Source organism: Dehalococcoidia bacterium, from assembly GCA_030648205.1.
GTDB lineage: Bacteria > Chloroflexota > Dehalococcoidia > JAUSIH01 > JAUSIH01 > JAUSIH01.
This window is the reverse complement of record JAUSIH010000046.1, coordinates 107989-132991: the sequence shown is the minus strand read 5'-3', so window position 1 is coordinate 132991 and position 25003 is coordinate 107989. Positions and strand designations below refer to the sequence as shown.

The 25003-nt window shown below is 64.2% G+C and carries 27 protein-coding genes and 1 pseudogene; 5 read left to right on the top strand and 23 right to left on the bottom strand.

Going from position 1 to position 25003, the window contains the following annotated elements; genetic code table 11:
* Positions 1-107 precede the first annotated feature (107 nt).
* The 3 genes from Q7T26_06135 to Q7T26_06125 all read left to right on the top strand — a co-directional run bounded on the left by Q7T26_06135 (position 108) and on the right by Q7T26_06125 (position 2005).
* Positions 108-563 (top strand): MaoC family dehydratase N-terminal domain-containing protein, encoded by a 456-nt coding sequence (locus Q7T26_06135; protein ID MDO8531731.1) that lies wholly within the window; start codon positions 108-110, stop codon positions 561-563.
* 98 nt (positions 564-661) lie between these two features.
* Entirely contained in the window at positions 662-1090 is a 429-nt protein-coding gene (locus Q7T26_06130) for a hypothetical protein (GenBank protein ID MDO8531730.1), read from the top strand.
* Positions 1091-1096: 6 nt separating this feature from the next.
* Positions 1097-2005 (top strand): enoyl-CoA hydratase-related protein, encoded by a 909-nt coding sequence (locus tag Q7T26_06125; GenBank protein MDO8531729.1) that lies wholly within the window; start codon positions 1097-1099, stop codon positions 2003-2005.
* A gap of 9 nt (positions 2006-2014) precedes the next feature.
* On the opposite strand, the gene Q7T26_06120 is transcribed toward Q7T26_06125, so the two are convergent.
* From Q7T26_06120 to ndhC, 23 genes and pseudogenes are all read right to left on the bottom strand, one after another.
* Positions 2015-2797 carry an enoyl-CoA hydratase/isomerase family protein gene (locus tag Q7T26_06120; protein MDO8531728.1) on the bottom strand — a complete coding sequence of 261 codons (783 nt, stop codon included), beginning with the start codon at positions 2795-2797 and terminating at the stop codon, positions 2015-2017.
* A 97-nt stretch (positions 2798-2894) separates the two neighbouring features.
* Complete coding sequence (locus Q7T26_06115) at positions 2895-3785, bottom strand: ABC transporter permease (protein MDO8531727.1); 891 nt, start codon at positions 3783-3785, stop codon at positions 2895-2897.
* 10 nt (positions 3786-3795) lie between these two features.
* Positions 3796-4752, bottom strand: a complete 957-nt coding sequence (locus tag Q7T26_06110; protein ID MDO8531726.1) for an ABC transporter permease — start codon at positions 4750-4752, stop codon at positions 3796-3798.
* 54 nt (positions 4753-4806) lie between these two features.
* Positions 4807-5664: an enoyl-CoA hydratase/isomerase family protein gene (locus Q7T26_06105; protein ID MDO8531725.1), complete on the bottom strand. Its 858-nt coding sequence runs from the start codon at positions 5662-5664 to the stop codon at positions 4807-4809.
* An 11-nt stretch (positions 5665-5675) separates the two neighbouring features.
* Positions 5676-6611: an enoyl-CoA hydratase/isomerase family protein gene (locus Q7T26_06100; protein ID MDO8531724.1), complete on the bottom strand. Its 936-nt coding sequence runs from the start codon at positions 6609-6611 to the stop codon at positions 5676-5678.
* 42 nt (positions 6612-6653) lie between these two features.
* Positions 6654-7568 (bottom strand): enoyl-CoA hydratase-related protein, encoded by a 915-nt coding sequence (locus Q7T26_06095; protein ID MDO8531723.1) that lies wholly within the window; start codon positions 7566-7568, stop codon positions 6654-6656.
* Positions 7569-7597: 29 nt separating this feature from the next.
* On the bottom strand, positions 7598-8422 hold the full coding sequence (locus Q7T26_06090; GenBank protein ID MDO8531722.1) for an amidohydrolase family protein: 825 nt from the start codon (positions 8420-8422) through the stop codon (positions 7598-7600).
* On the bottom strand, positions 8419-9561 hold the full coding sequence (locus tag Q7T26_06085; protein ID MDO8531721.1) for an acyl-CoA dehydrogenase family protein: 1143 nt from the start codon (positions 9559-9561) through the stop codon (positions 8419-8421). The genes Q7T26_06090 and Q7T26_06085 overlap by 4 nt, the downstream gene beginning before the upstream one ends.
* Before the next feature lie 78 nt (positions 9562-9639).
* A complete protein-coding gene (locus Q7T26_06080) occupies positions 9640-11409 on the bottom strand; it encodes an ABC transporter substrate-binding protein (GenBank protein ID MDO8531720.1) in 1770 nt (589 codons plus the stop codon).
* 289 nt (positions 11410-11698) lie between these two features.
* Positions 11699-11839: pseudogene (locus tag Q7T26_06075) on the bottom strand (DEAD/DEAH box helicase family protein).
* Between the two features lie 59 nt (positions 11840-11898).
* Positions 11899-13341 (bottom strand): NADH-quinone oxidoreductase subunit N, encoded by a 1443-nt coding sequence (locus tag Q7T26_06070; protein MDO8531719.1) that lies wholly within the window; start codon positions 13339-13341, stop codon positions 11899-11901.
* A 23-nt stretch (positions 13342-13364) separates the two neighbouring features.
* Entirely contained in the window at positions 13365-13844 is a 480-nt protein-coding gene (locus Q7T26_06065) for an NUDIX domain-containing protein (GenBank protein MDO8531718.1), read from the bottom strand.
* Positions 13841-15307, bottom strand: a complete 1467-nt coding sequence (locus tag Q7T26_06060; GenBank protein MDO8531717.1) for an NADH-quinone oxidoreductase subunit M — start codon at positions 15305-15307, stop codon at positions 13841-13843. The genes Q7T26_06065 and Q7T26_06060 overlap by 4 nt, the downstream gene beginning before the upstream one ends.
* 28 nt (positions 15308-15335) lie before the next feature.
* Positions 15336-17330, bottom strand: a complete 1995-nt coding sequence (nuoL, locus tag Q7T26_06055) for an NADH-quinone oxidoreductase subunit L (GenBank protein MDO8531716.1) — start codon at positions 17328-17330, stop codon at positions 15336-15338.
* A 2-nt stretch (positions 17331-17332) separates the two neighbouring features.
* Entirely contained in the window at positions 17333-17524 is a 192-nt protein-coding gene (locus Q7T26_06050; GenBank protein MDO8531715.1) for a DUF2007 domain-containing protein, read from the bottom strand.
* 48 nt (positions 17525-17572) lie between these two features.
* The gene (gene nuoK / locus Q7T26_06045; GenBank protein ID MDO8531714.1) at positions 17573-17884 is read right to left on the bottom strand and encodes an NADH-quinone oxidoreductase subunit NuoK; all 312 of its coding nucleotides are present in this window, start codon (positions 17882-17884) and stop codon (positions 17573-17575) included.
* An 18-nt stretch (positions 17885-17902) separates the two neighbouring features.
* Entirely contained in the window at positions 17903-18382 is a 480-nt protein-coding gene (locus tag Q7T26_06040) for an NADH-quinone oxidoreductase subunit J (GenBank protein ID MDO8531713.1), read from the bottom strand.
* On the bottom strand, positions 18376-18870 hold the full coding sequence (locus Q7T26_06035; protein MDO8531712.1) for an NADH-quinone oxidoreductase subunit I: 495 nt from the start codon (positions 18868-18870) through the stop codon (positions 18376-18378). The genes Q7T26_06040 and Q7T26_06035 overlap by 7 nt, the downstream gene beginning before the upstream one ends.
* Position 18871: 1 nt before the next feature.
* Positions 18872-19966, bottom strand: coding sequence for an NADH-quinone oxidoreductase subunit NuoH (gene nuoH, locus Q7T26_06030; GenBank protein ID MDO8531711.1), 1095 nt, complete (start codon positions 19964-19966; stop codon positions 18872-18874).
* Positions 19967-20059: 93 nt separating this feature from the next.
* Positions 20060-21166 (bottom strand): NADH-quinone oxidoreductase subunit D, encoded by a 1107-nt coding sequence (locus tag Q7T26_06025; protein MDO8531710.1) that lies wholly within the window; start codon positions 21164-21166, stop codon positions 20060-20062.
* Between the two features lie 10 nt (positions 21167-21176).
* Positions 21177-21656, bottom strand: coding sequence for an NADH-quinone oxidoreductase subunit C (locus Q7T26_06020; GenBank protein MDO8531709.1), 480 nt, complete (start codon positions 21654-21656; stop codon positions 21177-21179).
* Between the two features lie 14 nt (positions 21657-21670).
* Positions 21671-22180 (bottom strand): NADH-quinone oxidoreductase subunit B family protein, encoded by a 510-nt coding sequence (locus Q7T26_06015; GenBank protein MDO8531708.1) that lies wholly within the window; start codon positions 22178-22180, stop codon positions 21671-21673.
* Positions 22181-22282: 102 nt separating this feature from the next.
* Positions 22283-22654, bottom strand: coding sequence for an NADH-quinone oxidoreductase subunit A (gene ndhC, locus Q7T26_06010; protein ID MDO8531707.1), 372 nt, complete (start codon positions 22652-22654; stop codon positions 22283-22285).
* A gap of 208 nt (positions 22655-22862) precedes the next feature.
* Here ndhC and Q7T26_06005 point away from each other — a divergent pair, with 208 nt between their 5' ends.
* Together Q7T26_06005 and Q7T26_06000 are read left to right on the top strand one after the other, a co-directional pair.
* Positions 22863-24227, top strand: a complete 1365-nt coding sequence (locus Q7T26_06005) for a hypothetical protein (GenBank protein ID MDO8531706.1) — start codon at positions 22863-22865, stop codon at positions 24225-24227.
* A gap of 32 nt (positions 24228-24259) precedes the next feature.
* Positions 24260-24916: a PHP-associated domain-containing protein gene (locus Q7T26_06000; protein MDO8531705.1), complete on the top strand. Its 657-nt coding sequence runs from the start codon at positions 24260-24262 to the stop codon at positions 24914-24916.
* The last annotated feature ends 87 nt before the right edge of the window (positions 24917-25003 follow it).

Sequence of the window (25003 nt, the reverse complement as noted above, 5' to 3'; positions counted from 1 at the left end):
TCGCCATCTTGACGGAGTTGTGTGGCAGGTTTATTCTGACACCGTTAGCGCTCGTGTATTCCTTCGACCCGGCCACGGGTTATCCTAGTCGTAAGTAGGAGAGCACCATGTCCACGCTGTACTGGGAAGACTTCACCCCCGGACTCAAGCTGAAGACCCTGGGCCGGACAGTGTACGACCATGATATTAGCGCTTTCGTTCAACTCTCCGGTATGTATGAAGAGCTTTTCATGAACAAAGAGTATTACGAAAAGCACACACCCTACCAAAAGCGTATCGCTCCAGGCGCTCTGGTCTACATCCTCTCGGAGGGCCTGGTCATCCAGCAGGGCTGGCTCCACAGGTCGGGCATGGCTCTTCTGGGGATGGACAACTGGCGCATCAGCCGCCCCACATGCCCGGGCGACACCATCTGGGTGGAAGTGGATGTCAAGGAGCGCCGTGAGACGAAGGACCCGGGTCGCGGAATCGTCACTGCCCACCATAGAGTGGTGAACCAGAGCGGCGAAGAGATCATGAGCTTCGACGTGACACGCATGATCCGGCGCAAAGGCGTAACGTAGCCTCCCGCCCAAAGGCGGACGCACCGCCTGCAGAAGGGCTACTGCGCAGCGAGCGGGCCTCCTTTTCACCACTTGCTGCCACTAGAAAGGAAAATGCGGTGGATATCATTTTCATCTTGCGGGACGCCCTCGCCAGTTCCGTCGTCGGCACGCTTCTCGCGGCGCTGGAGGCGAAGGAGGAGGGTCTGGACGTGGGGGTCCTCTTCACCCAGGAAGCCCTGGCAGCCGCCGCGCGAGGCAGCTTCACATGGCCACGCGAGATGTCGGGTCAGGATGTGCGTTATGCCCTGGCCGATAGGGGGAAAGCCTTGGGGCTTCCGGTGCTGGGCAGAAGTGACAGCAGGCAATTAGACCCCAAGGGGCTTATCGCCAGAGCCCGGGAAAAGGGTGTCCCGTTCTATGGGTGCCCCTGGTGGTCGAATCTCCTGGGCCTGGACGGCCAACTGCCGGCGGGATTCCAGGCGATCGACGCCAAGACAGCCCTGAGACTCCTCCGTGAAGCCAAGCGGGTCATTGGGACTCTCTAGAAGAAAGTGAGCAACAGAGAAATGGCATGGACGACGTGGGAGAAAGTCGCCGGGCCTGGCCTGGATTTCGCCGATATCCTCTACGAGAAGAAACACCACAAGGAGTTCGAGGGCGGGGCTGCGCGTGTCTCCGTCAACCGCCCCCAGCGCTACAACGCCTTCACAATGCACACCCTGGATGAAATGTTCCGGGCGTTCTACGACGCCAGCCACGACCCGATGATCGGAAGCGTCATTCTGACAGGCGTCGGCGACCACTTCGGAGCGGGCGGCGACGTGGCGTGGGAGCAGTGGGGGCTGCGGGAGCAGTTCTACTGGCGCTATACACCTAACAGGTTGGTGCGCATGTGCCGGAAGCCCGTCATCGCCATGGTGAAGGGCTACTGCATCGGCGGGTCAAACCACCTGGCCTATTGCTGCGACTTCACGATCGCAGCCGACACCGCCATCCTAGGACAGAACGGCCCAAGGGTCTCCAGCCCCGCTGACGGCTACTTCATTCCGTATCTGACCCGCGTGATTGGCGCCAAGCGCGCGAGAGAGATGTGGATGCTCTGTCGGCGCTACACTGCCCACGAGGCACGGGAAATGGGGCTTGTGAACCGCGTCGTGCCATTGGACCGGCTTGAAGAAGAAGTCGACAAGTGGTGCGAGGAGCTGCTGCAAGTGAGCCCCGGAGTCCTGGAGACCCTCAAGGCCGCCTTCGATCAGGAAATGGACATGTTCCCGGAGCTGGGCGTAGTTTCCGGCATGATGTACCCCGACTGGTTCGACATGCCCGAGGGGAAGGAGGGGGCGATGGCCTTCCTGGAGAAGCGGAAGCCGCGTTTCTGGGCCATCCGGAAGCAGGAAGCGGAATTCCACCGCAAGCTCAGGGAGGAATCGGGGAAGTCCCCGGACTCCCCCAAATCTTAACCCCTCTGTTCAGAAAGAAACAGGGCGCTTTTCAAGGAATGCCTGCAGCCCGCGTCGCACGTCCTGTGACGTTTCCATGTGGGCCAGCAACACCTCGCCCTCGTAGTCCACGCCCTGGCGCAGAGGCATTTCCAGGCCGTTGCGGACAGCGCGCTTCACGGCGCTCAGCGCGTCGCGGCTTTTCGTGCGCAGCGCGTCGAGCAGGCGCTCCACCTCGGCGTCAAGGCTCTCTTCGGGCACGGCCCGCAGAACTATACCCCACTCCTGGGCCTCTTTGCCGGAGAGACGCGCGCCCGTCGTGATGAGGTACAGGGCGCGTTGCAGGCCAATGCGCCGGGGCAGCCGCTGGCTGGACCCCGCGCCAGGCAGAAGCGCAAAGTTCAGGTGCTGATCGCCTATCTTGGCGGTTTCGGCAGCCAGCGTGTAATCGCAGGCCAGAAGCAGCTCCAGGCCACCCGCCAGGGCGAAGCCGCGCACCACGGCTATGACCGGGATGGGCAGCGCCTCCAGCCGAAAGAGAGCCTCATTGAGACGCCGCACGTAGGCCTTGAAAGGCCGGAGGTCGTGGAGGGCCGCTTCAATGAATTTGAGGTCCGCCCCCGCGCAAAACGCCTTTCCGCCGCCGCCAGAGATGATCAGCGCCCGCAGCGTCTGGTCCAGAGCTACCTGATCCAGGGCCGCGTGCATCTCCTCCACCATGTCCGGATGCAGAGAGTTCATGGCCTGAGGCCGATTGAGCGTGAGCCACGCCACCCGGTCGCGCCGTTCAAAGGTGACCATCGTGTAAGACATTTACCTGTCCTAAACTTCTTCCTAAGCGCCTATCCCGAAAACCGTCGGTTGGTCCGCCCCCATGGTTCGACAAAGCCTGCCCCGAGCGTCGATGAATTCATGGGCTTGACTGCCTCCCGCGCAAGCGCGGGTCAAGGGTGTCCCGCAGGATGTCGCCCAGGATATTGACGGCGTACACCGTCAGACTGATGAACAGGCCGGGGAAGATGGCCGCCCAGGGCGCCCCGCGCATGAAGGGCATCGCCTCTGAAAGGCCTCGTCCCCAGGACGACGCAGGCGGAGGCACGCCGAGACCCAGGAAGCTCAGGGACGACTCGACCAGGATGGCGGAACCGAGCAGACTCGTGGCAATGACCAGATAAGGGGCCAGGGCGTTGGGAAGGATGTGGACCCTGAGGATTCGCGCCATGTCACAGCCCATTGTCTGCGCCGCTTCGATGTACAGGAACGTTTTGATGCTGAGCACGGACGAACGCACGACACGATTGGTCCGGGGTACAAACGGCAGCGCCACGGCCAGGGCCACGTTATTGATATGACTCCCCAGGACCGTCAGGATGACCAGCCCCAGGACAAGGGCGGGAAACGCCAGAAAGACGTCCATCAGGCGCTGGAGGTAAAGGTCCACCTTGCCGCCGCAGTAGGCGCTGATGGCGCCCAGAACTGCGCCCATAGTGGTCCCCAGCGCCACGGAGACCAGCCCGACGTAGAGGCTGGCCCGTCCCCCGTGCAGGACCCGGCTCAGGATGTCCCGCCCCAGCTCATCGGTGCCAAAAGGATGCGACGCCGAGGGGGCAGATAGCCGCTGCGGGATATTGGTGGCGACAGGGTCCCACGGGCTGAGGACCGGCGCCATGACTGCGGAGGTGGTCAGAAGGAACAGGAGGACGCCGGACATGAGCAGCATAGGCCGCGTCCGCCCGATCTGGAGGAACTGCCTTCCCAGGCGCGCGCCCCCCGCGGAGCGCAGCGCCAAGCCCTGTTCCACCGATGCCCCCCTAACGATAGCGTATGCGCGGGTCGAAAAAGCCGTAGGCCAGGTCCACAAGAAGATTGGCTGCGACGACAAACAGAACGATAAGGCCCACCACGGCCTGCACCACAGGGACATCGCGGTGTGCGATGGCGTCCACCAGGAAGCTGCCCATACCGGGGAGCGTGAACACCTTCTCAATGACCACGGCCCCGCTGAACAGGACGGCCATTTCCAGGCCGAATATGGTCACCACGGGCAGGATAGCGTTGCCGAAGGCGTGGCGCCAGACGACGATTTGTTCACGCAAGCCCTTGGACCGGGCGGTCCGCACGTAGTCCGCGCGTAGGACCTCCAGCATGGCGGACCGCGTCATGCGGGCGCTCACCGCCGTCTGCCGGTACCCCAAGACAAGGGCAGGGAAAATAAACTGCTGGAAAGAGGTCCATGGATCGGTGAAGATAGTGGAATACTCCAGGGGCGGCATCCATCGGAAGGCGGACATGAGGCCGAGGATAACGAGCATCCCCAGCCAGAAGTTAGGAATGGAGAGGCCTCCAATAAGCAGGCTTCTCAGGGCATAGTCTGTGAAGCTGTCCTGCTTCAGCGCGCTCAAAATGCCGATGGGAATAGCCAGGAGCGCACTGAGGAGCACCGACATGATCACCAACTGCAGGGACACGGGAAAGCGAAGTCCCACCTCCCGAATCACGGGCTGGCCAGTCCACAGGGAGACCCCCAGGTCCAACCGCGCGACACCGCTTAACCACTCCAAATAGCGGACGTGGATGGGGCGGTCAAGCCCCATTTTCGTCCGCAAGCGTTCCATGTCCTCTGCGGAGAGCCGGCTGCCTTCGTCGCCCCCCTGGATAACTAGGGCCACGTCCCCCGGCAGAATCTGCATGATGACAAAGATGACGGTGACGGCCCCGATAAGCACGGGGACCGTCCAGACCAGGCGGGTCATGAGATAGGTTCGCACCAGACCGCTCCCCTCACCTTCTGGTGGCCACGTAGCTCGACAGCCTGTTATGGGCTAGCGCAGGGCCTCCGTACGGGCATGCAGTTGCCGCATCGCTTCCTCCAATCCCTGCTCCCCACGCACGGCCCAGAAGTCGAACTCGCCGGGCTGGGCGAGAGGACTCGCTACGTCGGCCAGGACGGACGAGGTCACACCGTGACGCCAGCCTGCGCCGCCGCCTCGGGCCTCAAGAAGCGAGATGAACGCCTCCTTCATCCAGGCCAGGGCGTCGCCGGGCGCCAGGCATATGGCCCGGGCATAGCGCATCGCCGTCTCCTCCAGCCGGTCCGCTGGAACCACTGTGGTGACAAGGCCCCACTGGTCGGCTTCGGCGGCGGTAAAGGGCCGCCCGGCCAGCAGAAGCTCTCGCGCTTTCTTGGCGCCCACGAGGAGAGGAACAAGGGGGTTGCTGGGCGTCAGACCCGCGAAAATGCCGGGGTCGCCGAAGAGGGCGTTTTCGGCGGCGATGACCACGTCGCAGAAGGTCGTTACGTGCAGGCCCGTCCCGAAACACCTGCCCTGCACCTGCGCCACCACGGGCCGGGGGAAGTTGAGGAAACCTTCCAGCCTGCGTAACCGTTGCCGCTCGCGCTCGCTCCGCTCCCAGAGAGGGGCGGCGTAAGACGGATCGGCGGGGGCGACCTCGCTGGCGCCCTGGCCCGCCAGGTCGTCACCAATGCAGAAGTCGGCGCCTCGGGCGCGGAGCAGAAGTACCTTCGCGTCTATGTCCTGCTCCGCGAGCAGGAAAGCCTCCTCCAGGTCCCGGAAAAGGGCGTCGTCAAACACGTTGCCTCTTTCCGGACGGTTCAAAGTGACGAGGGCCAGATCGCCATGGCGCTCGTACAGAAGGGTCGTAAAAACTTGCTGGTCCACCGGGTTACCTCCTACTCCTTCTCCTCGGTCTCACGATGCTTGAGCGGCGACAGGGCGTGCCGCTCCCGCTCCTGGAAGAACCCGCGGAGCCCTTTATCCCTGCGGACCTTGTACATGTTGATCTCGTCGGGATCGAACCGGACCCACTGCAGCCCCAGATGGGCCAGATAGTGGGCGCGGAAGGCGCTGCTGCGGCCTGCCATATCCATCAGGGACCCGAACCACTCCTTGCCCAAGAGGGCCGCCTTTCGGGGGACCTGGCAGAGGGCCTGCGCCCAGCGCTCCACCTCGGTGTCCAGTTGGCCGGCGGGCACAGCCCTGTTGACAAAGCCCAGTTCCGCTGCTTCTTTCGCGGACAGCTCCAGCTCCAGCCGGTTCATGCGCACCTTCTCCGAAAGGTGGGGCCACATGGGCCAGTGCTCAATGCCCCACACGAGCTGGCCGTGGGCGGTGCGCCCGAAGGTAGCGTCCTCCGCCGCGACGGTGAAGTCGCAGGAGGCGGCGAGGGCCTCGCTGGCGCCGATGCAGCGGCCCTGGACCTGGGCGATGGTGTACTTGGGGTAATACATCAGGTCCTCGAACTTCACGCAGCGGCGTCGCTCCACGTTGAAGTAGTCTCGGACCGTGGGTTTAAGCTGCGGCGGGATGGGAGCGAGCTCATCCCCCGCCGGCGAGCTGATGTCGAATCCCGCCCCGAAGTCCGTTCCCGCGCCTTTGACCACCACCACGCGCACCTCGTCGTCCTCGCGCGCCCGGTGCAGGCCCGCCATGAAGTCCAACATGGTGGCCATGTTGACCGGGTTGCGCCTCTCCGGCATGCTGATCGTCAGGTGGACGATGGGACCTTTCTTTTCGTAGGCAGCGTGGACCAGCTTCCGGCCTTCGTGCGGGATGGTGGCCGTGTTGTCCTTCTGGAAATGGAAGTTATACCGCTCGATGATGGCCATGTTTTCCTCTCCTAATCGCTTCTTTCAGCCGTCCTGCAATCTCTAGGGCGCGGGGCGAGGGAAGGGAAAATAGCTCTGGAGAGGCTCGTCGCGCCGCCGCACGGCTGCGCGCACGCCCTCGGTATCCCGTACGTCCCAGAAACGCATCTCGTCCTTGCGGAAGCCATAGCGCTGGATGGAACTAAGGGCGGAGATGTTGGAGAAAAAGCCCCAGGCGGCCGCCAGCCCGTTGGCGTCCAGCGTGATGCGCCGCGCCATCGGCGCGTTGAAGTTGGGGTGGATTCCGCCGATGCCCAGAATAGTGCCGTCCCGGCCGCCCAGCCCCTGTTCATTGGCCACAAAGTCCACCGCCTCCAACGCCCGCTCCTCCAGACTGGCCCGCGGGACTACCAGGGTCGCCAGCCCGAGGCGCTGGGCCTCCTTGCCTGTGATGTAGCGCCCGGTGAAGAGCATGTCCTGGGCCTTCCGTACCCCCAGCCGGTAAACCCACAGAGGGCTGGGCGGTGTGCACCCCGCGCGCAGGGCCGGCGTGCCGAAGACGGCGTCCTCCGCCGCTACCGAGGTGTGGCACAAGAGCACCAGCTCCGCGGCGCATCCCAGACAGTACCCGTGGACCTCGGCGATGATGGGCTTGTAGCAGTCGTACAGGTGCTGCCAGCCCTGCCGGAGGCACTGCTGCCGCGAGAAAACCTCCCGCAGGTAGGGCTTCGTTGAAGGATTGGGCGGAATGACCTGGTCCGTGTCCTCAGTGCCCAGGTCCTCTCCCGCGGAAAAGGACGTCCCCGCGCCCCGCAGGTGGATGACCCGCACCTGGCGGTCCCTCTCGGCTTCGTGGACGGCGTCCACCAGCTCCCGGAACAGAGTGTTGTTGAAGGCGTTGAGTTTCTCCGGCCGGTTGAAGGTAATCCTTGCGACAGGTGGCCGGACTTCGTAGTCCAGCGCTCGATAGTTCGGCATGATGCCTCCTCCTGACTTGAACCTTTAGCTCAGGCCGCGCTGCTCCGTCCCCAGAAGAGCCTGCTGGCGTTGCCCCCCAGGACCAACTCCCGCTCCTCCTCGGTGAGGGACAGGCCCCTGACCCACTGTAACTGGGCCGTCAGGTCTGTCCAGGGGAAATCGGAGCCGAAAAGGACGCGATGGACCCCGTGGTCGCGAACCAGGGCCACGACTTCCCGGGGGTTCAGATCAGCCACCGAGGGCACCCACGATGTATCGAAGAAGAAGTCCCTCCCCACAAGAAAGCGCCGGACCTCCTGGGCCATGCCGTACCCGCCCAGGTGGGCCGCCACAATCCTCAACTGAGGGAAAAGCTCCCGGATGCGGGCCAGTCGCGCCGGGGTCACCCCGGACTCCTGTCCGGGCCGGGAGGGGTCGTGGCCGCAGTGGAAGTAAGCCACCAGGTCAGCGCCCATCAGTTCGTAGATGCGGAGCATTCGTGGCTCATCGGCCAGAAAGCTCTGAAACACGGGATGGAACTTGATGCCGCATCCGCCCAGTCGGCGGATGCGGGCGATCTCCCGCTCGGCATCCTCGGATTCCGGGTGAATCGTGCAGCAGGCGGCCAGGAAGGGGTGCTCCGCCGCGGCGCCGAAGAGGAAGTCGTTGGCCTTCGTCACGACGGAGGGCTTTTCCGCCACGCAGAAGACCACGGCCCGGTCTATCCCGTGTCGCCGGAGGGCAGCTACAAGCGCCCCCACTGTCATGGAGTCATGGAGGTGGACACCGCCGGCCTGGAGTGTATTCTGGCTGGCCTGCTCCACCGCCCGGGCGATCTTGTCCGGGGCGGCATGAGTGTGGCTGTCCACGATCACGGCGCGACTTCCCGCAGGAGTTGCCGCGCGATGGTCAACCGCTGGACCTCGCTGGTGCCCTCGTAGATGCGCGGCGCACGGACAGAGCGATAGAGCCGCTCAATAACGCTCCCCTGCTCCAGGCCCCGCGCCCCGTGGATTTGCAGCGACTCGTCCACGACACGCTGCGCCGCCTCCGTGGCGATGAGCTTAGCCATGGAGCTTTCCTTGACTACGGAGGGCGCCCCGCTGTCCTTGAGCCAGGCGGCCCGGTAGGTGACCAGGCGGGCGATATCCACGTCGCACGCCATGTCCGCCAGCTTGAACTGAATGGCCTGGAATTCGACTAGGGGATTGCCGAACGCGCGGCGTTGACGAGCGTAGGCCAGCGCCAGGTCCAGGGCCGTCTGGGCCATGCCGACGGCGTGGGCCGCGACCGTCGTCCGGAAGGTGTCCAGAGTGCCCAGGGCCACCCGCAGGCCATGCCCCCGCTCTCCTATCCGCCGGGCGTCGGGTACGCGGCAACCCTGGAAGTCAAGCTGGCCGATGGGGTGCACAGCGCCCATCCGGATAGGTGTGGCCTTTACCCCCGGCATCGTGCGGTCCAGGACGAAGGCCGTCAGGGAGCGGCTCCCTTTATCGGGGTCTGTCTTCACGAACAGGGTGAAAAAGTCGGCATCCGTGGCCTCGCTCACGTACCGCTTGCTGCCGGTGATGGTCCACTCGCTCCCGGCCAGCACCGCCGTCGTCCGCATGCCCAGGACGTCCGAGCCGCCTTCAGGCTCCGTCAGCGCGAAGGTCGCCAGGACCTCTCCCGAGGCGGCGCGAGGCAGATACTGGCGCTGGAGATCGGGCGATCCGTGCAGGGCGATAGGGAAGGAGCCAAGCCCCTGCATGGCGAAAAGCAGGTCGGCGTGGTCGCACACCTTGCTCAGCTCTTCCCGAATGATGCACAGGGCCACGACGCGGACGCCCGCGCCGCCGTGCTCCGTCGGCACGACGTACCTGAATATCCCTTGCCGGGCCAAGGCCTGGGCCACGTCCCGCCGGACCTGATGGGACTCGTCGGCCTCCGGAGCGAGAGGCGCCAGAACATCGCGGGCAAAGCGGGCGACGCGCTCCTTCAGCTCCAGGTCCGCCGGCGCGAGAGCGAAGTCCATTTTTTTCGTCTCTCCTTATGGGATGTCCTCTTCACGCGGCGCATTTCCGCCAGAGGAGAGCAAGGCCTCAGGCCGATTTTATTTGTCCAGCCAGACCTTGTCGAAGAGGCTCCAGGAAAAGTAGAACGTGTCCGGGTTTCGGAACCCCTTCACATATGGCTGCCAGGCCATGGCATACCCGGTGTAGTAGAGACCCAGAGAAGGGATATCCTTCCATAGCTCCCGCTCCGCCGCCTGCACCTTTGCTACCCGCTCGGCTCCCAGGACGCGGAGGCTTTCCGCGTAGAGCTTGTCGAAGGCAGGATTGGTATACCCGCCGTAGTTGCTCACCTCGCCGGTGCGCCAGGCGCTGATTAGCTCATCAGGGTCGCCTATAGTGCCGGTCACGGCCTCCAGATACCACTCGAATTCCCCCTTCAGGACGCGGCCCGAGGCGACGGCCACTTCTTGATGGTCGAGCGTCAGCTCCACCCCTATCCGCTTGACCTGGTCCGCCACGATTTGCGCAACGCGAGTGAACAGAGGATTGGCGGAGCGCACCAGGAGCTTAGCCTTGAACCCGTTTGGATAGCCTGCTTCCTTCAGGAGGTCCTTAGCCTTCTGCACCCGCTGTGCGTTGGGCATATCATAGCCCAGGGCCTTGTTCAGATCCGCCTCCGGCAAGGCAAACGGCGTACCCGGCGCTCCGTACCCTCCAGCGGTGCCGAACTTCTCGCTCCCCGAGGCGCCCAGGATAATCTCCTTCTGGTCCACGACCAAGCGCAGGGCCTGGCGGACGCGCGCGTCGCGCCAGGGAGCGTCATTGGTCTTGAAATTGAGCCAGACGTTCCGCAAGGTGGGATAGGCCGTGTACTGGACAATCGCCTTCGGAGCGCTGGCTATCAGGTCGTCTATCTCCTCCTTGGCGCTGTAGGCGACTGAGGGGTGGGCCATGTCCACCCGGCCGGTGACCAGGGCCGCAATCTGCGTGCCCCTGTCCGCGATGACGTAGTTCTTGATCCCGTCCAAGTACGGGAGCCCCTGGATGTGGTAGTTGGGATTGCGTTCCACCTCCCAGCTGACGCCGGGGATGTCCCGCTTCAGCTTGAAGGGGCCCGACCCGACGAGAAATGCGGTGGACTTATCGCTCACGTCTGCACCGGCCACGTGTTTGGGAAGGACAACGGAATAGCCTACCGTCAAAAAGTTCAGGAAATTGGAACTGGCGCTGGAGAGCTGCACCTTCACCGTCTGGGCATTTACAGCCTCCGCTTTCTTGAACGTGGGAAAGAGGCGGACGGTGTCCACGGCCCGGTTCTTGTCCACCATCTTCTCCAGACTGAAGACTACGTCCTCGGCGGTCACGGACTTCCCATCATGCCAGCGATTGGCGGGGTCCAGGGAGAAAGTGTACACAGTACCGTCGCCGCTCACCTCCCAGCGCGAAGCGATCGCGGGCTGGATGACCGTCTTGTCGTCGAAGGAGTGGCGCACGAGGGTGTCAAAGATAGGACTTCCGGCCCCGTACGTCAGGCTCAGGCGGTTCCGGTGGGGGTCAAAGGTGGGCGCGCTCGTTCTGGACCAGTACGTAAGCACGCCGCCGCGTTTGGGTGTCTCGCCCGTGCGCGCGGCGACAGGGGTAGGGGGAGCCGCAGCCGCGGGCCGCTCCGGCGCAGGCGTGGGCGAAGGCTGCGCCGCGGGACGCGTCGGCGCCGGTGCTGCCGCCGGGGTCGCCGCCACGGCAGGCCCCACGGGAGACTGGGACGGCGCTGAAGGAGCAGGCGACGCGGCGGGCGCGCAGGCCGCGACCACAAGGGCGGCAAGGATCAAAGCGCTCAGCGTTCGCGTCATCGAAACTAGAGAGGTCATCGGTCTGCCTCCTGTGAAACCAGTTCTCCGGCTGATTGAGAAGCAAGACGCCACCAGTTGGTAGAGCGCCAAGCGCGTTTTCGCGGACTTTTCGCTTGAACAGACGATGGAAGCCGTCGGTGGCGGGTTCCTTGTCGCCTGGGCTGAATCGAGTCCGCTCATATTTATCACGATGGTGTGACGTTGTCAAGCGCACGAATTGCCTCAGGGGCCGACTCGCTCTTGTAGTACACCTTGGGCACGGGTGTGACCTTGGGGTCCAGGACAGGGTTGAACGAGTCCTCCGCGACGTAATGAGACAGGCCATGCAGGTCTTCCCGCTGCCAGTCGCCATCTGCACCAGGGACCGAGGCCTTCCCTCGGCGAGGGGGCGCTCCATGTTTTGGATAGCCCTGCCCTGCACCAAACGTCTTGACAGGATACGCCGCATCCACCAAACCAGACAGAACCGGGATTCCGCAGGCGTCGCAGTATAGGAACGGAAGCGGCCTATGGGAAGCGGGTGAGAGCAACCTCCGCGGCCCGCAGCAGAGGAGCGGGCAGCAGACCAATGACGATGACGCCGATGCCCGTGATGGCCAGGGCAAGCCGCAGGGCGCCAGAGGAGGGCACGCGCTCGTCGGAGGCGGGTTGGCCCAGGTACATCACCTTGATGACACGCATGTAGAAGTAGGCGGAGATGACACTGTTCGCCACGCCCACGACCACCAGCCACACCAGGTTGCTCTGAATGGCGGCGTTGAACAAGTATATCTTGGCCCAGAATACCGCCGTGGGCGGGACGCCCGTCAGAGACACGAGGCATACGGCCAGCACGAAGGACAGCACCGGCGCGCGCTGGGCCATGCCCGTGAAGTCGGCGATGTTGTCGCTGCCCGTCTTGTTGGTGATGGCTATGATCGCGAAGAAAGCGCCCAGGTTGGTGATAGCGTAGGCCGCCAAGTAGAACAGGACAGCGCCGGTTCCCAGCGCGGACGTGGCCGCCAGGCCGATGAGCAGGTACCCCGCGTGGGCGATGGTGCTGTACGCCAGCATGCGCTTTACGTTCGACTGCGCTACGGCCACCAGGTTGCCGAGGAACATGGACAAAGCCGCCAGCACCGCGAAGAGCAGACCCCAGTCCTCGCTCACGGCGCCGAACGCCATGTAGAGCACCCGCAGCAGCACGGCGAATCCCGCCGCCTTGGACGCCACGGAGAGGAAGGCCGTCACCGGCGTGGGCGCGCCCTCATAAACGTCCGGCACCCACATCTGGAACGGCACGCTTGCCACCTTGAAGCCGAAGCCCGTTATGATGAACACCACGCCCATCAGCAGCGCCGGCTGCTGGACCATGTGGGAAACGCTCCCGATACTCTGGGCTATCTCCCCCAACTTCGTCGTGCCCGTCAGCCCGAAGACGAGCGCCATGCCATAGAGCATCACCGCCGAGCTGATGGCGCTCAGCAGCAGGAACTTGATGCTGGCCTCAGTCGAGCGGCCGTCCTTCAGGAAGCAGATGAGGACGGCCAGGGAGAGCGCCGTCAGCTCCAGCGAGAGATAGATGGTGATGAGCTCTCCGGAGGACGCAAGGAACATGAATCCGGAGGTGCAGAACAGCACGAGCGCCAGATACTCGCCGTGGAAGCGCTTCATCTTGACCATGTAGTCTTGCGAGGCCAGGATAACCAGCGCGGCGACGGCGATGAAGAGCACCTTGAAAAACAGGCTGTACGAGTCCACGATGAACATGTCGGAGAACGTGAGCGCGCGGCCGCCCGCCGCTCCGGCCACCGCGCCCGACAGCGTCAGCGTGAGGTAGAGGGGAACCGCCAGGCCCACGACGCTGACCGCCGTCAGGATGCCCTTCTTCTGCACGGCCAGGTCCAGCAAGACCACCACAATCGCCAGCACGATCATGCTGAGTTCCGGGCTTATGTAATACAGGTTCATCGGTCAGTCAGCCCCACTGCGTATCAGATTCGACCGGCCCGCGCCGGCAGCACGCCCGCCAGGCGCAGCAGCTTCGCCGTGTCCTCATGCAACTCCGGCAGCAGCAGGGGCATCTCGCCGCGCGCGGCCCATCGCGCCTCTCCCACGTCGCCGCCGGGCCGGAGGACGCCGCCCGCCAGCCGGGCTTTGTAGTCTATGTAGATGACGTGCAAGGCCGTCCCGTCCCCGTCCCTCACGATGCGCTCAAAGGGAGGCAAAGGCTCCGTCAACTCCACCTCCAAGCGGGTCTCCTCCCACACCTCGCGCAGGACGCCCTCGCGGATTTCTTCACCCAGTTCCAGCTTGCCGCCGGGGCAGATCCATCGCCCCTGCCAGAAGCCCTTGCGCTCCGGCCTGTGCCTCACCAGCAGGACGCTCCCGCTTCGATCCTCAATGACGGCGCCCACCGCCACGATGATGCGGCCCACCCCCATCGCGCTGTCCACGGCCTGAGCCAACGTCATATCTGGACCAGCCGGGCGACAATCGGCATCACCCCTGCATTGAAGTAGCTTATCAGGACCGCCGGGTACACGCCGACTAGGAAGATGGGCGCCAGCAACGTCAGGATGGCTATGACCTCCACGGGACGGGCGTCACGCAGGTCGTGGAAATGGCCGCTCTCCGGCCCAAAGAATACCCGCTGCAGCGTCCACAGGATGTAGCCCGCGGAGAGCACCACGCCGAAAATCGCAAGGACCGTCGCCACCGGCCACATGGGGAAGGCCCCCAGGAACACCGTCAGCTCCGCGACGAAGCCGCTCATGCTGGGCAGTCCCAGCGATGCCAGCCCCGCCAGCACGAAGCCCACGGCGATGATGGGCATGCGCTTTGCCAGACCGCCCATCTCCGGTATCTGACGGGTGTGCGTCCGCTCGTAGGTGACGCCCACCATCAGGAACAGCAGGCCCGTGATGGTGCCGTGCGTGAACATCTGGAGCGATGCACCGGTCAGCCCCACCTGTCCCAGCGAGGCGATACCGAGCAGGACGTACCCCATGTGGCTCACGCTGGAGTACGCGATCATCTTCTTGAGGTCCGTCTGGCGCAGGGTAACGGCGGCCCCATAAAGGATATTCACCACCGCCAGGGCCACCAGGAACCACGCCCATTGCTTCGCCACGTCCGGCATGATAGTCAGGGAGATGCGGAGCATCCCGTAGCCGCCCATCTTCAGCAGGACACCCGCCAGCATGATGCTGACGGCGGTCGGCGCGTCGGTATGGGCGTCGGGAAGCCATGTGTGCAGAGGCCAGATAGGCAGCTTGATGGCGAACGCCAGGAATATCAGGAAGAAGATGGCCTGAGCGCTCAGGATAACGGGTTGAAGGGGCGTCTTCGCCAGCTCCGTCATGTCGAACGTGCCGGCGGAGAAGAACAACGCCAGGATGCCGACGAGCATGAAGGCGCTGCCCATGATGGTGTAGATGAGAAACTTCATCGCCGAGTATTCCTTGCGCCCCGTGCCCCAGATGGAGATGAGCAGGTACATGGGCACCAGCTCCACCTCCCAGAACAGGAAGAACATAAGGAAGTCCAGGGAGGTGAAGACGCCCATCACGCCGGTCTCCAGAAGGAGGAGCCAGAGGAAATACTCCCGCACGCGCGTGGTGATGCTCCACGAAGCGAGGACGGCGCAGAACCCCAGGATGCCGGTCAGCGCCACCAGAGGCACGCTCAGCCCATCCACACCCAGGAAGTACTGGACGTGAAGCTGCGGCAGCCACGCGGCCTTCTCCACGTACTGGGGCAACGTTGCATTCGCCAGATTGAAGTCAGCGGCCAGCAGCAGCGTCAGGACCAGCGTGGCCCCGGAGAACAGCGCAGCCGTCCAGCGGATCGTCCGCACGCCGCGCAGAAAGACCGCGATGACGATAGCTCCCGCGGCGGGCAGGAAGACGATGAGCGAGAGCCAGGGGAAAGTCATACGGCTACGCTCCTCAAGCGGAACATCGTTATGGCCTCGCCAGCAGCAGGTACGCGATCACGATGACCACGAGGCCGACGGTGATGCCCGCCGCGGACGCCTGGAGCTGCCCCGTCTGGATACGCGCCACGCCCCGGCCAGTGTTCCGGCCCACCCAGCCCACGCTGTTCACCACGCCATCCACGACCGTATGGTCGAACCAGTCCAGGGCACGGCAGACCCCGCCGTAGAACACCACGCCCACGAGCACCTTCTCGTACAGGTCGTCAATGAAGTAGCGACGCGAGAGCAGAATATACACGGGCTTGAAGGTGCGGCCCAAGGCCTCGGCGCTGAGCCACTTCGCGCCGTACACCACGTAGGCGGCCCCGATGCCCGTCAGCGCGACGACCGTCGCGAGCAGCGAGACCTGCACGTTGAACTCCTCCGGCTTTCTCTCGCCCATGAAGTCGCCCAGCCAGTGGGCGGGCACGCCCAGGCCGCTGAACGGCACGTTCACCAGGCCGGACAGCAGCGCGGGGACGGCCAGCAGCGCCATCGGCGCCACCATGACCCACGGCGACTCGTGCAGCCCGTGGCGCTCCCCGTGACCCTGCGCTGCGGATGCGTGGACGGATGCGTCGTGCGCGCCCTGGGCCACCGTGCCCCGCAAGGCGGGGTGCGCTCCAGCCTTCTGCTCCGCCTCGGCGCCGCCGCGGTACGCACCGGCGAAGGTGAGGAACATCATGCGGAACACATAGAACGCGGTCATGAAGGCCGCGGCCAGCGCCATCCAGAACAGGACCGGGTTCCGCGCCCACGCCTGGGCCAGTATCTCGTCCTTGCTCCAGAAGCCGGAGAAGGGCGGGATGCCGGAGAGGCTGAGGGAGGCGACCATCAGAACGGTGAACGTCCAGGGCATGGCCTTGCGCAGGCCGCCCATGTACTGCATGTTGAACGTGCCGCCGGAGGTGTGGCTGACACTGCCCGCGCCCATGAAGAGGAGCGCCTTGAAGAAGGCGTGGTTGAACAGGTGGAAGATGGCGGCCACGTACCCGCCCAGGCCCAGCGACCTCATCATGTAGCCAAGCTGGCTGACCGTGGAGTAGGCCATCACCCGCTTGATGTCGTTCACGACCAGGCCCATGCTGGCGGCGAAGATGGCCGTGAACCCGCCGATGATGGCGACGACCTGCATTGCGTCCGGCGAGTGGCTGAACAGGGGAAACAGCCGTCCGACCAGGAACACGCCCGCCGCGACCATCGTGGCCGCATGGATAAGGGCGCTGACAGGAGTCGGGCCTTCCATGGCGTCGGGCAGCCAGACGTGCAGCGGGAACTGGCCGGACTTCCCCACGGCGCCCGCGAAGACGCCCAGCGCCAGGACCGTCAGCGCCCCCGCGCCGATCTTCTCCGCCTCGGCCAGCCCGTTCAAATCGCCCAGGTTGAGCGTCCCCACGGTGACGGCGGTGAACACCAATGCTGCCAGGAACCCGAAGTCGCCCAGACGTGTGACCAGGAAGGCCTTCTTGGCCGCCGCGGCCGCCGCGGGCTTGTGGAACCAGAAGCCGATGAGCAAGTACGAACACAGGCCCACCAACTCCCAGAAGGCGTACACCATGAGCAGGTTGTTGGCAAGCACCAGCCCCAGCATGGAAGCGGTGAACAACGCCATGTACGCGAAGAAGCGCGCGTAGCTGGGGTCTTCCTTCATGTAAGCCAGCGAGTAAATCTGGATGAGCAGGCTGACCCCTGAGACGACGATCAGCATGACCGCCGTCAGCGGGTCGAAGAGCAGGCCCACGCTCAACGTCAGCGGCCCGACGGCCAGCCACTCGTGGTTGAACTCAATGTGGTGGTTGGGAGCCTGGAGCACCGCCTGCAAGACCACCACCGACAGGAGGAACGCCGCGCCGATGCTCAGGATGGTCAGCGCCGCCGCCACGCGCGTGCGGCTGCCCACGAGCGGCCGGAAGACCAGGCCGGTGAGGACAAACGCGAGCAGCGGCAGAACCAGGATGAGCCAGCCGAGCGTCTCGGACATCGTTAGACCTTCCGCAGGATCTCGTCGGCTACGTGCTCGCGGCCACGGGGCACCAGCACACGCCAGCGGGACACCTCGCTCCAGTTGTTCAGGACGTCACCTTCGGGCAGAATGCGGCACGGAAGCCCCTCGGCCTCGAGGAGTTCCTTCCACATCTCGGCCATCATCTGGTTCGGAGCCTTTTTGTACTCCATCCACATCGTCGTGCTCTTCCCTTACGCGTCGCTAACGGGGCCTGGAGGCTAGCCCTTCATGAGGTCAATGTGCGCCGTGTCCACCGTCTCCCGGTTCCGGTACAGGGCCAGCAGGATGCCCAGGCCCAGGGCCACCTCGGCCGCGGCCACGGTGATGATGAAGATGGCGAACACCTGGCCCGTCAGGAGCGTGGGCACTATGTAGCGGGAGAACGCCACCATCGCGATGTTCACCGCGTTGAACATGATCTCCACGCACATCAGGATTGCAATGACGTTCCGCTTGGTCAGCGCGCCCCACAAGCCCAGGCAAAAGAGGCCCGCCGACAGGACAAGGAAGTGCTCAAGTCCAATTTGCATATCGCTGTATCTCGCTCGCTATTCCTTCACCAGCACTATCGCGCCAATGATGGCCACCAGCAGCAGGACGGACGCCAGCTCAAAGGGCAGGACGTAGGTGGTGAACAGCGCCGCGGCCAAGGCGTCGGTGGTCGGCTCCTGCGGCGGCTGCGCCGAGATGTTCCATCGCGTGGACGTGACCACGAACGCCATCGCCGCGAAGAGCGCCGCCGTGGCGATTAGCCCCGGAATCGCCATGCGATTGCTGGGATTTCCCCGGTGGCTCTCGCGGGTGAGCATGATGCCGAAGATAAGTAGAACGGCAATTGCGCCAACGTAGATGAGCACCTGGGCCGCGGCCAGAAAGTCCGCGCTCAGCAGGATGTACAGGCCGGCCACGCCGATAAAGGAGAAGATCAGGCCGATGGCCGCGCGGAAAAGGTCGCGGAAGAAGAGGACGGCCAGCGCGCCCATGACGGTGATGGCACCCAGGAGCCAGAAGGCCAGGGTGGCTACCATCGGCCCACCTCTTTGGCGGAAAGCTCCTTTTCGCTGTGGTAGCCCGCCGCCTCCAGGTGTGGGCGATAGTACACGCTGGGCTTTTTGACCCCGTTGTTCAGGTCCTCCTTGTGCACCACAAGCCCCGCGCGGCTGTAGCTGCCGCGCTCGAACGTGCTGCCCATGAAGAGCGCATCATAGGGACACGCCTCCACGCACAGGGCGCAGAACATGCAGCGCCCTGTGTCAATATCGAACTTCTCCAGCTTGTACTTGCCTCCCACGCCGGGGTCCTGCTCCGGGCTTGTCTCGATGCGGATGATGCCCAGGGGACAGAACTTGGCGCAGGACGCGCAGCCGGTGCAGCGCTCCTCGTACCAGACAAATTCGTAACCGCGGAAGCGCGCCGCGCGGGGGACCTGCTCCTCCGGGTACTCCACGGTGATCGGCTTCTTGAACAGGTGGCGAAAGGTGACCGCCATGCCCTTCAGAATGCCCAGTCCGTACATGCTAGCCTCCCACCGGCGTCGGCGCGAACTGGCCCGGCTTCCACCGAGGCTCCCAGACTTTGCGGAAGGCCGCCGCCAGCGCCCACGTGACCAGCCCCCCGATGCCGATGTTCACGGGGGCAAGGAACCACGGGAACGTCGGCCAGAGCAGCGCCTCCACGGCGGTGATTCCGATGTTTATCAGCGCCAGAGGCAGCAGGAACTTCCACGCCAGCGCCATCACCTGGTCAATGCGTACGCGCGGGAGAGTGGCCCGCACCCAGACAAAGAGGAAGAAGACGAACAGTGCCTTGAGCAGAAGCCAGACGTAGCTGGGGAGGACTGGCCCCATCCAGCCGCCCAGGAAAAGGGTGCTGATGACCGCGGAGAAGGCGAAGGCGGCCAGGTATTCCGCCAGGTAGAACATGCCGAACTTCATGCCGCTGTATTCGATGTGGTAGCCGGTGACCAGCTCGGACTCAGCCTCAAGCAGGTCAAACGGCGTCCGGTTCAGCTCCGCCGAGACGGCGGTGATGAAGATGACGAAGCCCAGCGGCTGCATGAAGATGAACGGCACCGCCTGCGCCTCCACAATCTTCACCAGCGAAAGCGAGCCGGTCACGATGACCACACCCACCACGGCGAGCACCAGCGGTATCTCGTAGCTCACCAGTTGAGCAGCCGCGCGCATGGCCCCGAACAGGGCGAACTTGTTGTTGGAAGACCAGCCCGCCATGAAAACGGCGATCTCCCCAAGGGACGTGACGGCTAGCACGTACAGGATGCCGATATCCAGGTTGGCCACCGTCATGTAGTACGTCTGCCCGCCGGCCACGCCGACGCCGAAGGGGATGACGGCGAACACGAGCATGATGGGCACGAAGGCCATGATGGGCGCCATGTTGAATATAAGCCGGTCCGCCGCCTTTGGGATGATATCTTCCTTGATCATGATCTTCACGGCGTCCGCCAGCGGCTGGAGGATGCCTTCCGGGCCGACGCGGTTGGGGCCAAGGCGCACCTGGAACCGGCCGAGCACCCTGCGCTCCATGTAGATGAAGACCATGACCATGATCAGGCCGACGTTGGCGACCAGGACTATCTTGATGAACGCCATGACGGCCAGGGCCGCCTCAGCGCCAAGCCCCGGCGTGAGGCCGTCCACAATGGCCTTTTCCAGTATGGCGAAGATGTTGTAGATGACGTCCATCTAGCGGTCCACCTCGCCCATGTTGATGTCAATGCTGCCAAGAATGACGATGAGGTCGGCCAGCTTCCACCCCAGGAGCATGTCCCGCAGGGCCGTCAGGTTGATGAATGACGGCGAGCGTATCTTGCACCGGTAGGGGGAGATGCCGCCGTCGCTGACCAGGTAGAAGCCCAGCTCGCCCTTGGGCGACTCGATGTGTCCGTAGGCTTCCGCGCCCGCGGGAGCGCGCACCAAGCTCGGCGCCCGCGCCAGGACGGGGCCGGGCGGCATCTGCTCCAGGCACTGCTGCACAATGCGCAGGCTCTGACGCATCTCCTCCATACGCACCTTGTACCGGTCGTAGCAGTCGCCCGCGGAGCCCACGGGGATGTCAAACTGCATCCGGTCGTACACCTCATAGGCATCGGCCTTGCGCAGGTCCCACTTCACCCCGCTGGCCCGCAGCACGGGGCCGCTGATGGAACAGTTGATGGCCTTCTGCGGCGAGAGGACGCCCACGTTCTTCGTGCGCGCCACCAGTATCTCGTTTTCGGTCAGCAGCTCCTCGTACTCATCAATGCGGGCGGGCATCTCCGCCATGAAGCTCCTGAGCGCGGGGTAAAACTCCTCTGGCAGGTCATGGCTGACGCCGCCCACGCGCATGTAGTTGTAGGTGATGCGCGCGCCGCAGCACATTTCGAACATGTCCAGAATCTTCTCGCGCTCGCGGAAGCAGTACATGAGAGGCGTCGCGAAGGCGCCGATGTCGTTGACGAAGAAGCCCGTCGCCATCAGGTGGCTGGCGATACGCATCAGCTCCGCCATGAGCACACGGACGTACCTGGCGCGCTCCGGCGGCTCGATGCCCGCCAGCTTCTCCACCGCCAAGACGTACGCCTGGTTGCTGGTCATGGAGGCCACGTAGTCCAGGCGGTCCGTCAGGGTCACGATCTGCGTGTAGGTGCGCTCCTCGGCCAGCTTCTCCGAGCCGCGGTGCAGGTAGCCGAAGACAGGCTCCACGTCCTGCACCGTCTCGCCATCGAAGGAGACGCGCAGGCGGAACACCCCGTGCGTGCTGGGGTGCTGCGGCCCGATATTAACGATAATGGGCTGGCTTTTCAGCGGCACAGCGTCGTCACTATCCTCTCAGATAGGGGTATTCGACCTTTTCCCGCTCCAGGACGAAGTCCTTGCGCAGCGGGTGGCCGGGGAACCCCTCCCACAACATGATGCGCTTCATGTTGGGATGTCCCTCAAAGCGAATGCCGACCAGGTCATAGACCTCCCGCTCCTGCAGGTCGGCGCCCTGCCACACGGAGAAGACGGAAGGCATGACAGGCTCGTCCCGGCCAAGGACGCGCACCTTGACAATACAGCTATGGTTAAGCGTGATGGAGGCCAGGTGGTACACCACCTCGAAGAAGTCAATGTAGTCCACGCCCGTCACGGAGGACAGGAAGTCGAACTCCAGCCCCGGCCCCTCGCGCAGCAGCCTCGCCACGTCCAGCAGCCCGGTGGGCTTGACCCACACGGCGTTGTCCTTGGCCTCGACAACAGCCTCTGCGAGCTTGCCACTGATGGCCCGCGCCAGCTCCGCGCCCTGCCACTGACGAGTCATTCCCGCCTGCTCTCCTAGCCCTTCCGAGCTATGGAGTACCGCTTTATCTTGTCGTGCAGCATCATGATGCCGTACAGCAGCGCGTCCGGACGGGGCGGACAGCCGGGGACATAGACGTCCACCGGGACGATCCGGTTCACGCCGGGGACAACGCTGTAGGAGTCGAAGTACGGGCCGCCCGCGGTGGCGCATACGCCCATGGAGATGACCCACTTGGGTTCGGCCATCTGCTCGTACAGGCGGCGGATGGGCGGAGCCATCTTCCAGGTGACTGTCCCCGCCACAATCATGAGGTCGGCCTGGCGCGGCGACGCCCGGAACGCCTCCATGCCGAAGCGCGCGATATCGAAGCGCGACATGGCGCTGCCAATCATCTCAAAGGCGCAGCAGGCCAACCCGAAGGTGACGGGCCACACGGCGCCCTGTCGGCCCCAGTTGACCAGCGCGTCCACCGATGTGACGAGCACGTTTCGCTTCAGGTCCGCGGGGACCTGGATATCCTCGACCGGCTGCGGTTCCCGCATGGTCAGCCGCAGCTTCTCGATCTCCGCGCCCTCGGCGGTATCGAGGTGACGGGTCGTCAGATAGAGCGGCAGGCCCCCCTCAGTCGTTATGTCCTGCACTGCCTACCTCCACTCCAGCGCCCGCTTCTTCCAGGCGTAAAGATATCCCACCAACAGGATTGCCATAAAGACGGCCATCTCCACCAACCCGAACAGAGCGAGCTGCTTGAAATGCACGGCCCAGGGGTACAGGAAGACCGTCTCGACGTCGAATATCACGAAGAGCAGAGCGAAATAGTAGTACCGAAAGTTGAACTGGACCCATGACCCGCCGATGGTCTCCATGCCGCACTCGTACGTCTCACTCTTGACCACGGACGGCTTCTGCGGACGGACCCCGACGAACGACATGAGCCATGAGAGAAGGAGCATGAAGGTGGGGATGAGGACGGCTATGACCAGAAAGATACCTACGTATCCGTACTGGGCGAGCAAGCTATGTCCTCCTTAGCTGATGGGCACCCAATATATCATGGGGCCCCGCAAAATGCAACAACACGTGAAAAGGAACACAATCCTTAGTCCATACGATGATGCGCTATTGACGGTACCGCGTCAAGATGACACACTAAATCATCTCCCAACGGAATACGATGCGTTTTAGCCGGCAAGCGCCGATGAACAGTGAGTATAGGAGCAGACCATGAAACGCCAGGCGTTGACCCTCGCCGCCATGCTGACACTTGCTCTGATTGTCGGCGGCTTCCGTCCCGCGCTCGTGGACGCCGCGCCGCCGGCCCAGGCCGCCGCGCCGCGTCTTCTCGTCCCCAGGAGCGGACTGGCGCTGGGCGCCGTTCCCCAACTGGCCGTCGTGAACGGCTCGCTGGAGATAGGCAATGGAGGAAACGCCAATCTCGTGATACGCTCGCTCCCCTCGTCTCTGCCCGCCCTGCGCGTGACAGCCAGCCTGCCGCTGACCATCGGCCCCGGCAACCGCGTCACGCTCCCCTTCACCGTGGACACGAGCGCCGCCGCATCCCTGTCCGGCATCCTCACCGTGGAGAGCAACGACCCGCAGACGCCCCGCGCCGACCTGCCCATCAGCGGCGCGGTGGAGTCCCCGGACATCCGCGCCGTCCAGCGCGCCCAGGAAAGCGGGGCTATAACGCCGCTCGCCGACACCAGCGTCATGGGGGTAGCGGACAAGGGCAGAAATGCCCACTGGGAGTTCTTCAGCCCACGCGGTTTGATCAACTACACGGAGGACTGGCGACTGGAGCTTTCCAACAAAACAAACGGCCGGGTGGAAGGGTCGGTCACGGCGACCGCCGCCCGCGGCGACGACCGCGTCAGCGGCAATGCGCGTCTGGACGTGCCAGCGGGCCAGTCGGCCACGGTCGCCGTCGTGCTGGACGTGGCCTTCGTTCCCGCCGTCCTCGGCATGTACAGCTATAGCTACAAACTGGAGGGGTTGAGCGGCGAGACGACGTCGCGCGTGACCATGATAGACATCATGCGCGGGCAGACGCGGCTGGACACATTCCCCGCTGATAGCCCCAAGGCGCGCACGTGGACGCTCCGTGACTACTATTCCCCTTCACCCGTGACCATCGCGGTCCCGCTCGAAGGTCCGCCCGTAGGCGCTACGCCGACGCTCCCTCCGTCCGCGCCGACCGCCACGCCAGCTATTCCACCATCCGTGCCAACCACCACGCCAGTCTCGGCAGCCCGGCCAGTGGACTTTCAGCTCCGCATCGCCAAGGTGGAGGAGACGGGCCTGACAAGCCGTCGCATGACCGCCGAGATGACCAACACCGGCGATTCAGACGCGCACAACGTGAGCGTCAAGCTGGAAGTATCCTCGCGGGGCAAGCGCATAGCGGTCAACGGCAAGGACTCCGAGACCATCGCCGTCGGCACGATTGGAGCACGCCAGATGGTGAGCCGCGCCATAGACATCAGCTTCTCGCTCGCGGACGGCTTCACCATTCAGCAGCAGGGCGCGGAGTTCCTCGCGACCATCACATCCACGGAGAAAACCAGTGCCCTGCGCTTCACATACCCCTAGGAGTCCGCGAAGCTCCGAGTCGTGCGCCGCGCATGCTGATTGACCTGCACACCCACACCAATCCCCTGTCGTGGGACAGCTTCCTGCGCCCGCAGGAGCTGGTGCGCCGCGCCCGGCAGGCGGGACTGGACGGCATCTGCATCACGGAGCACGACTGGTTCTGGCCCCCTGACGACATCGCCCGGCTGAGCCAGGAGGAGGGATTCCTGGTCCTCCCCGGCGTGGAAATCACCACGGAAGAAGGCCACCTGCTTGTCTTTGGCCTGGAGAGGTACGTGTTCGGGATGCACCGTGCCACCTTCGTCAAGCGAATGGTGGACGAGGCGGGCGGCGCAATGGTCGCCGCCCACCCCTACCGGCGTCGCTTCCTGGAAGAAAGCGCCCGCGCAGACCCCGCCTACCATGACGCGTGCGTCGCCCGGGCCTGCGCCGAGCCTGTGTTCCAGATTGCGGACGCCGCGGAGGCGTACAACGGGCGCGGCTCCGCGCGGGAGAACGCCTTCTCTCAGGAGGTCATCCACAAGCTGAAGCTGCCCGCCGTGGGTTGCAGCGACGCGCACGACCCGGAAGACATCGGGGTGTGCGCCACGCACTTCGACCAGCGCATTGAGAGCCTGCGAGACCTGACCGACTGCCTCAAGAGCGGACGCTTCCGGCCCGTCCACCTGCACGCGCGGGGCGCTGTATAATGCAAAAAGAGCGCTAGAAGTCCTTTCAAAATGCCTGTTCACCCTTCGACAAGCTCAGCGGTGGTTCTTCCGTTCATGGTGAGCTTG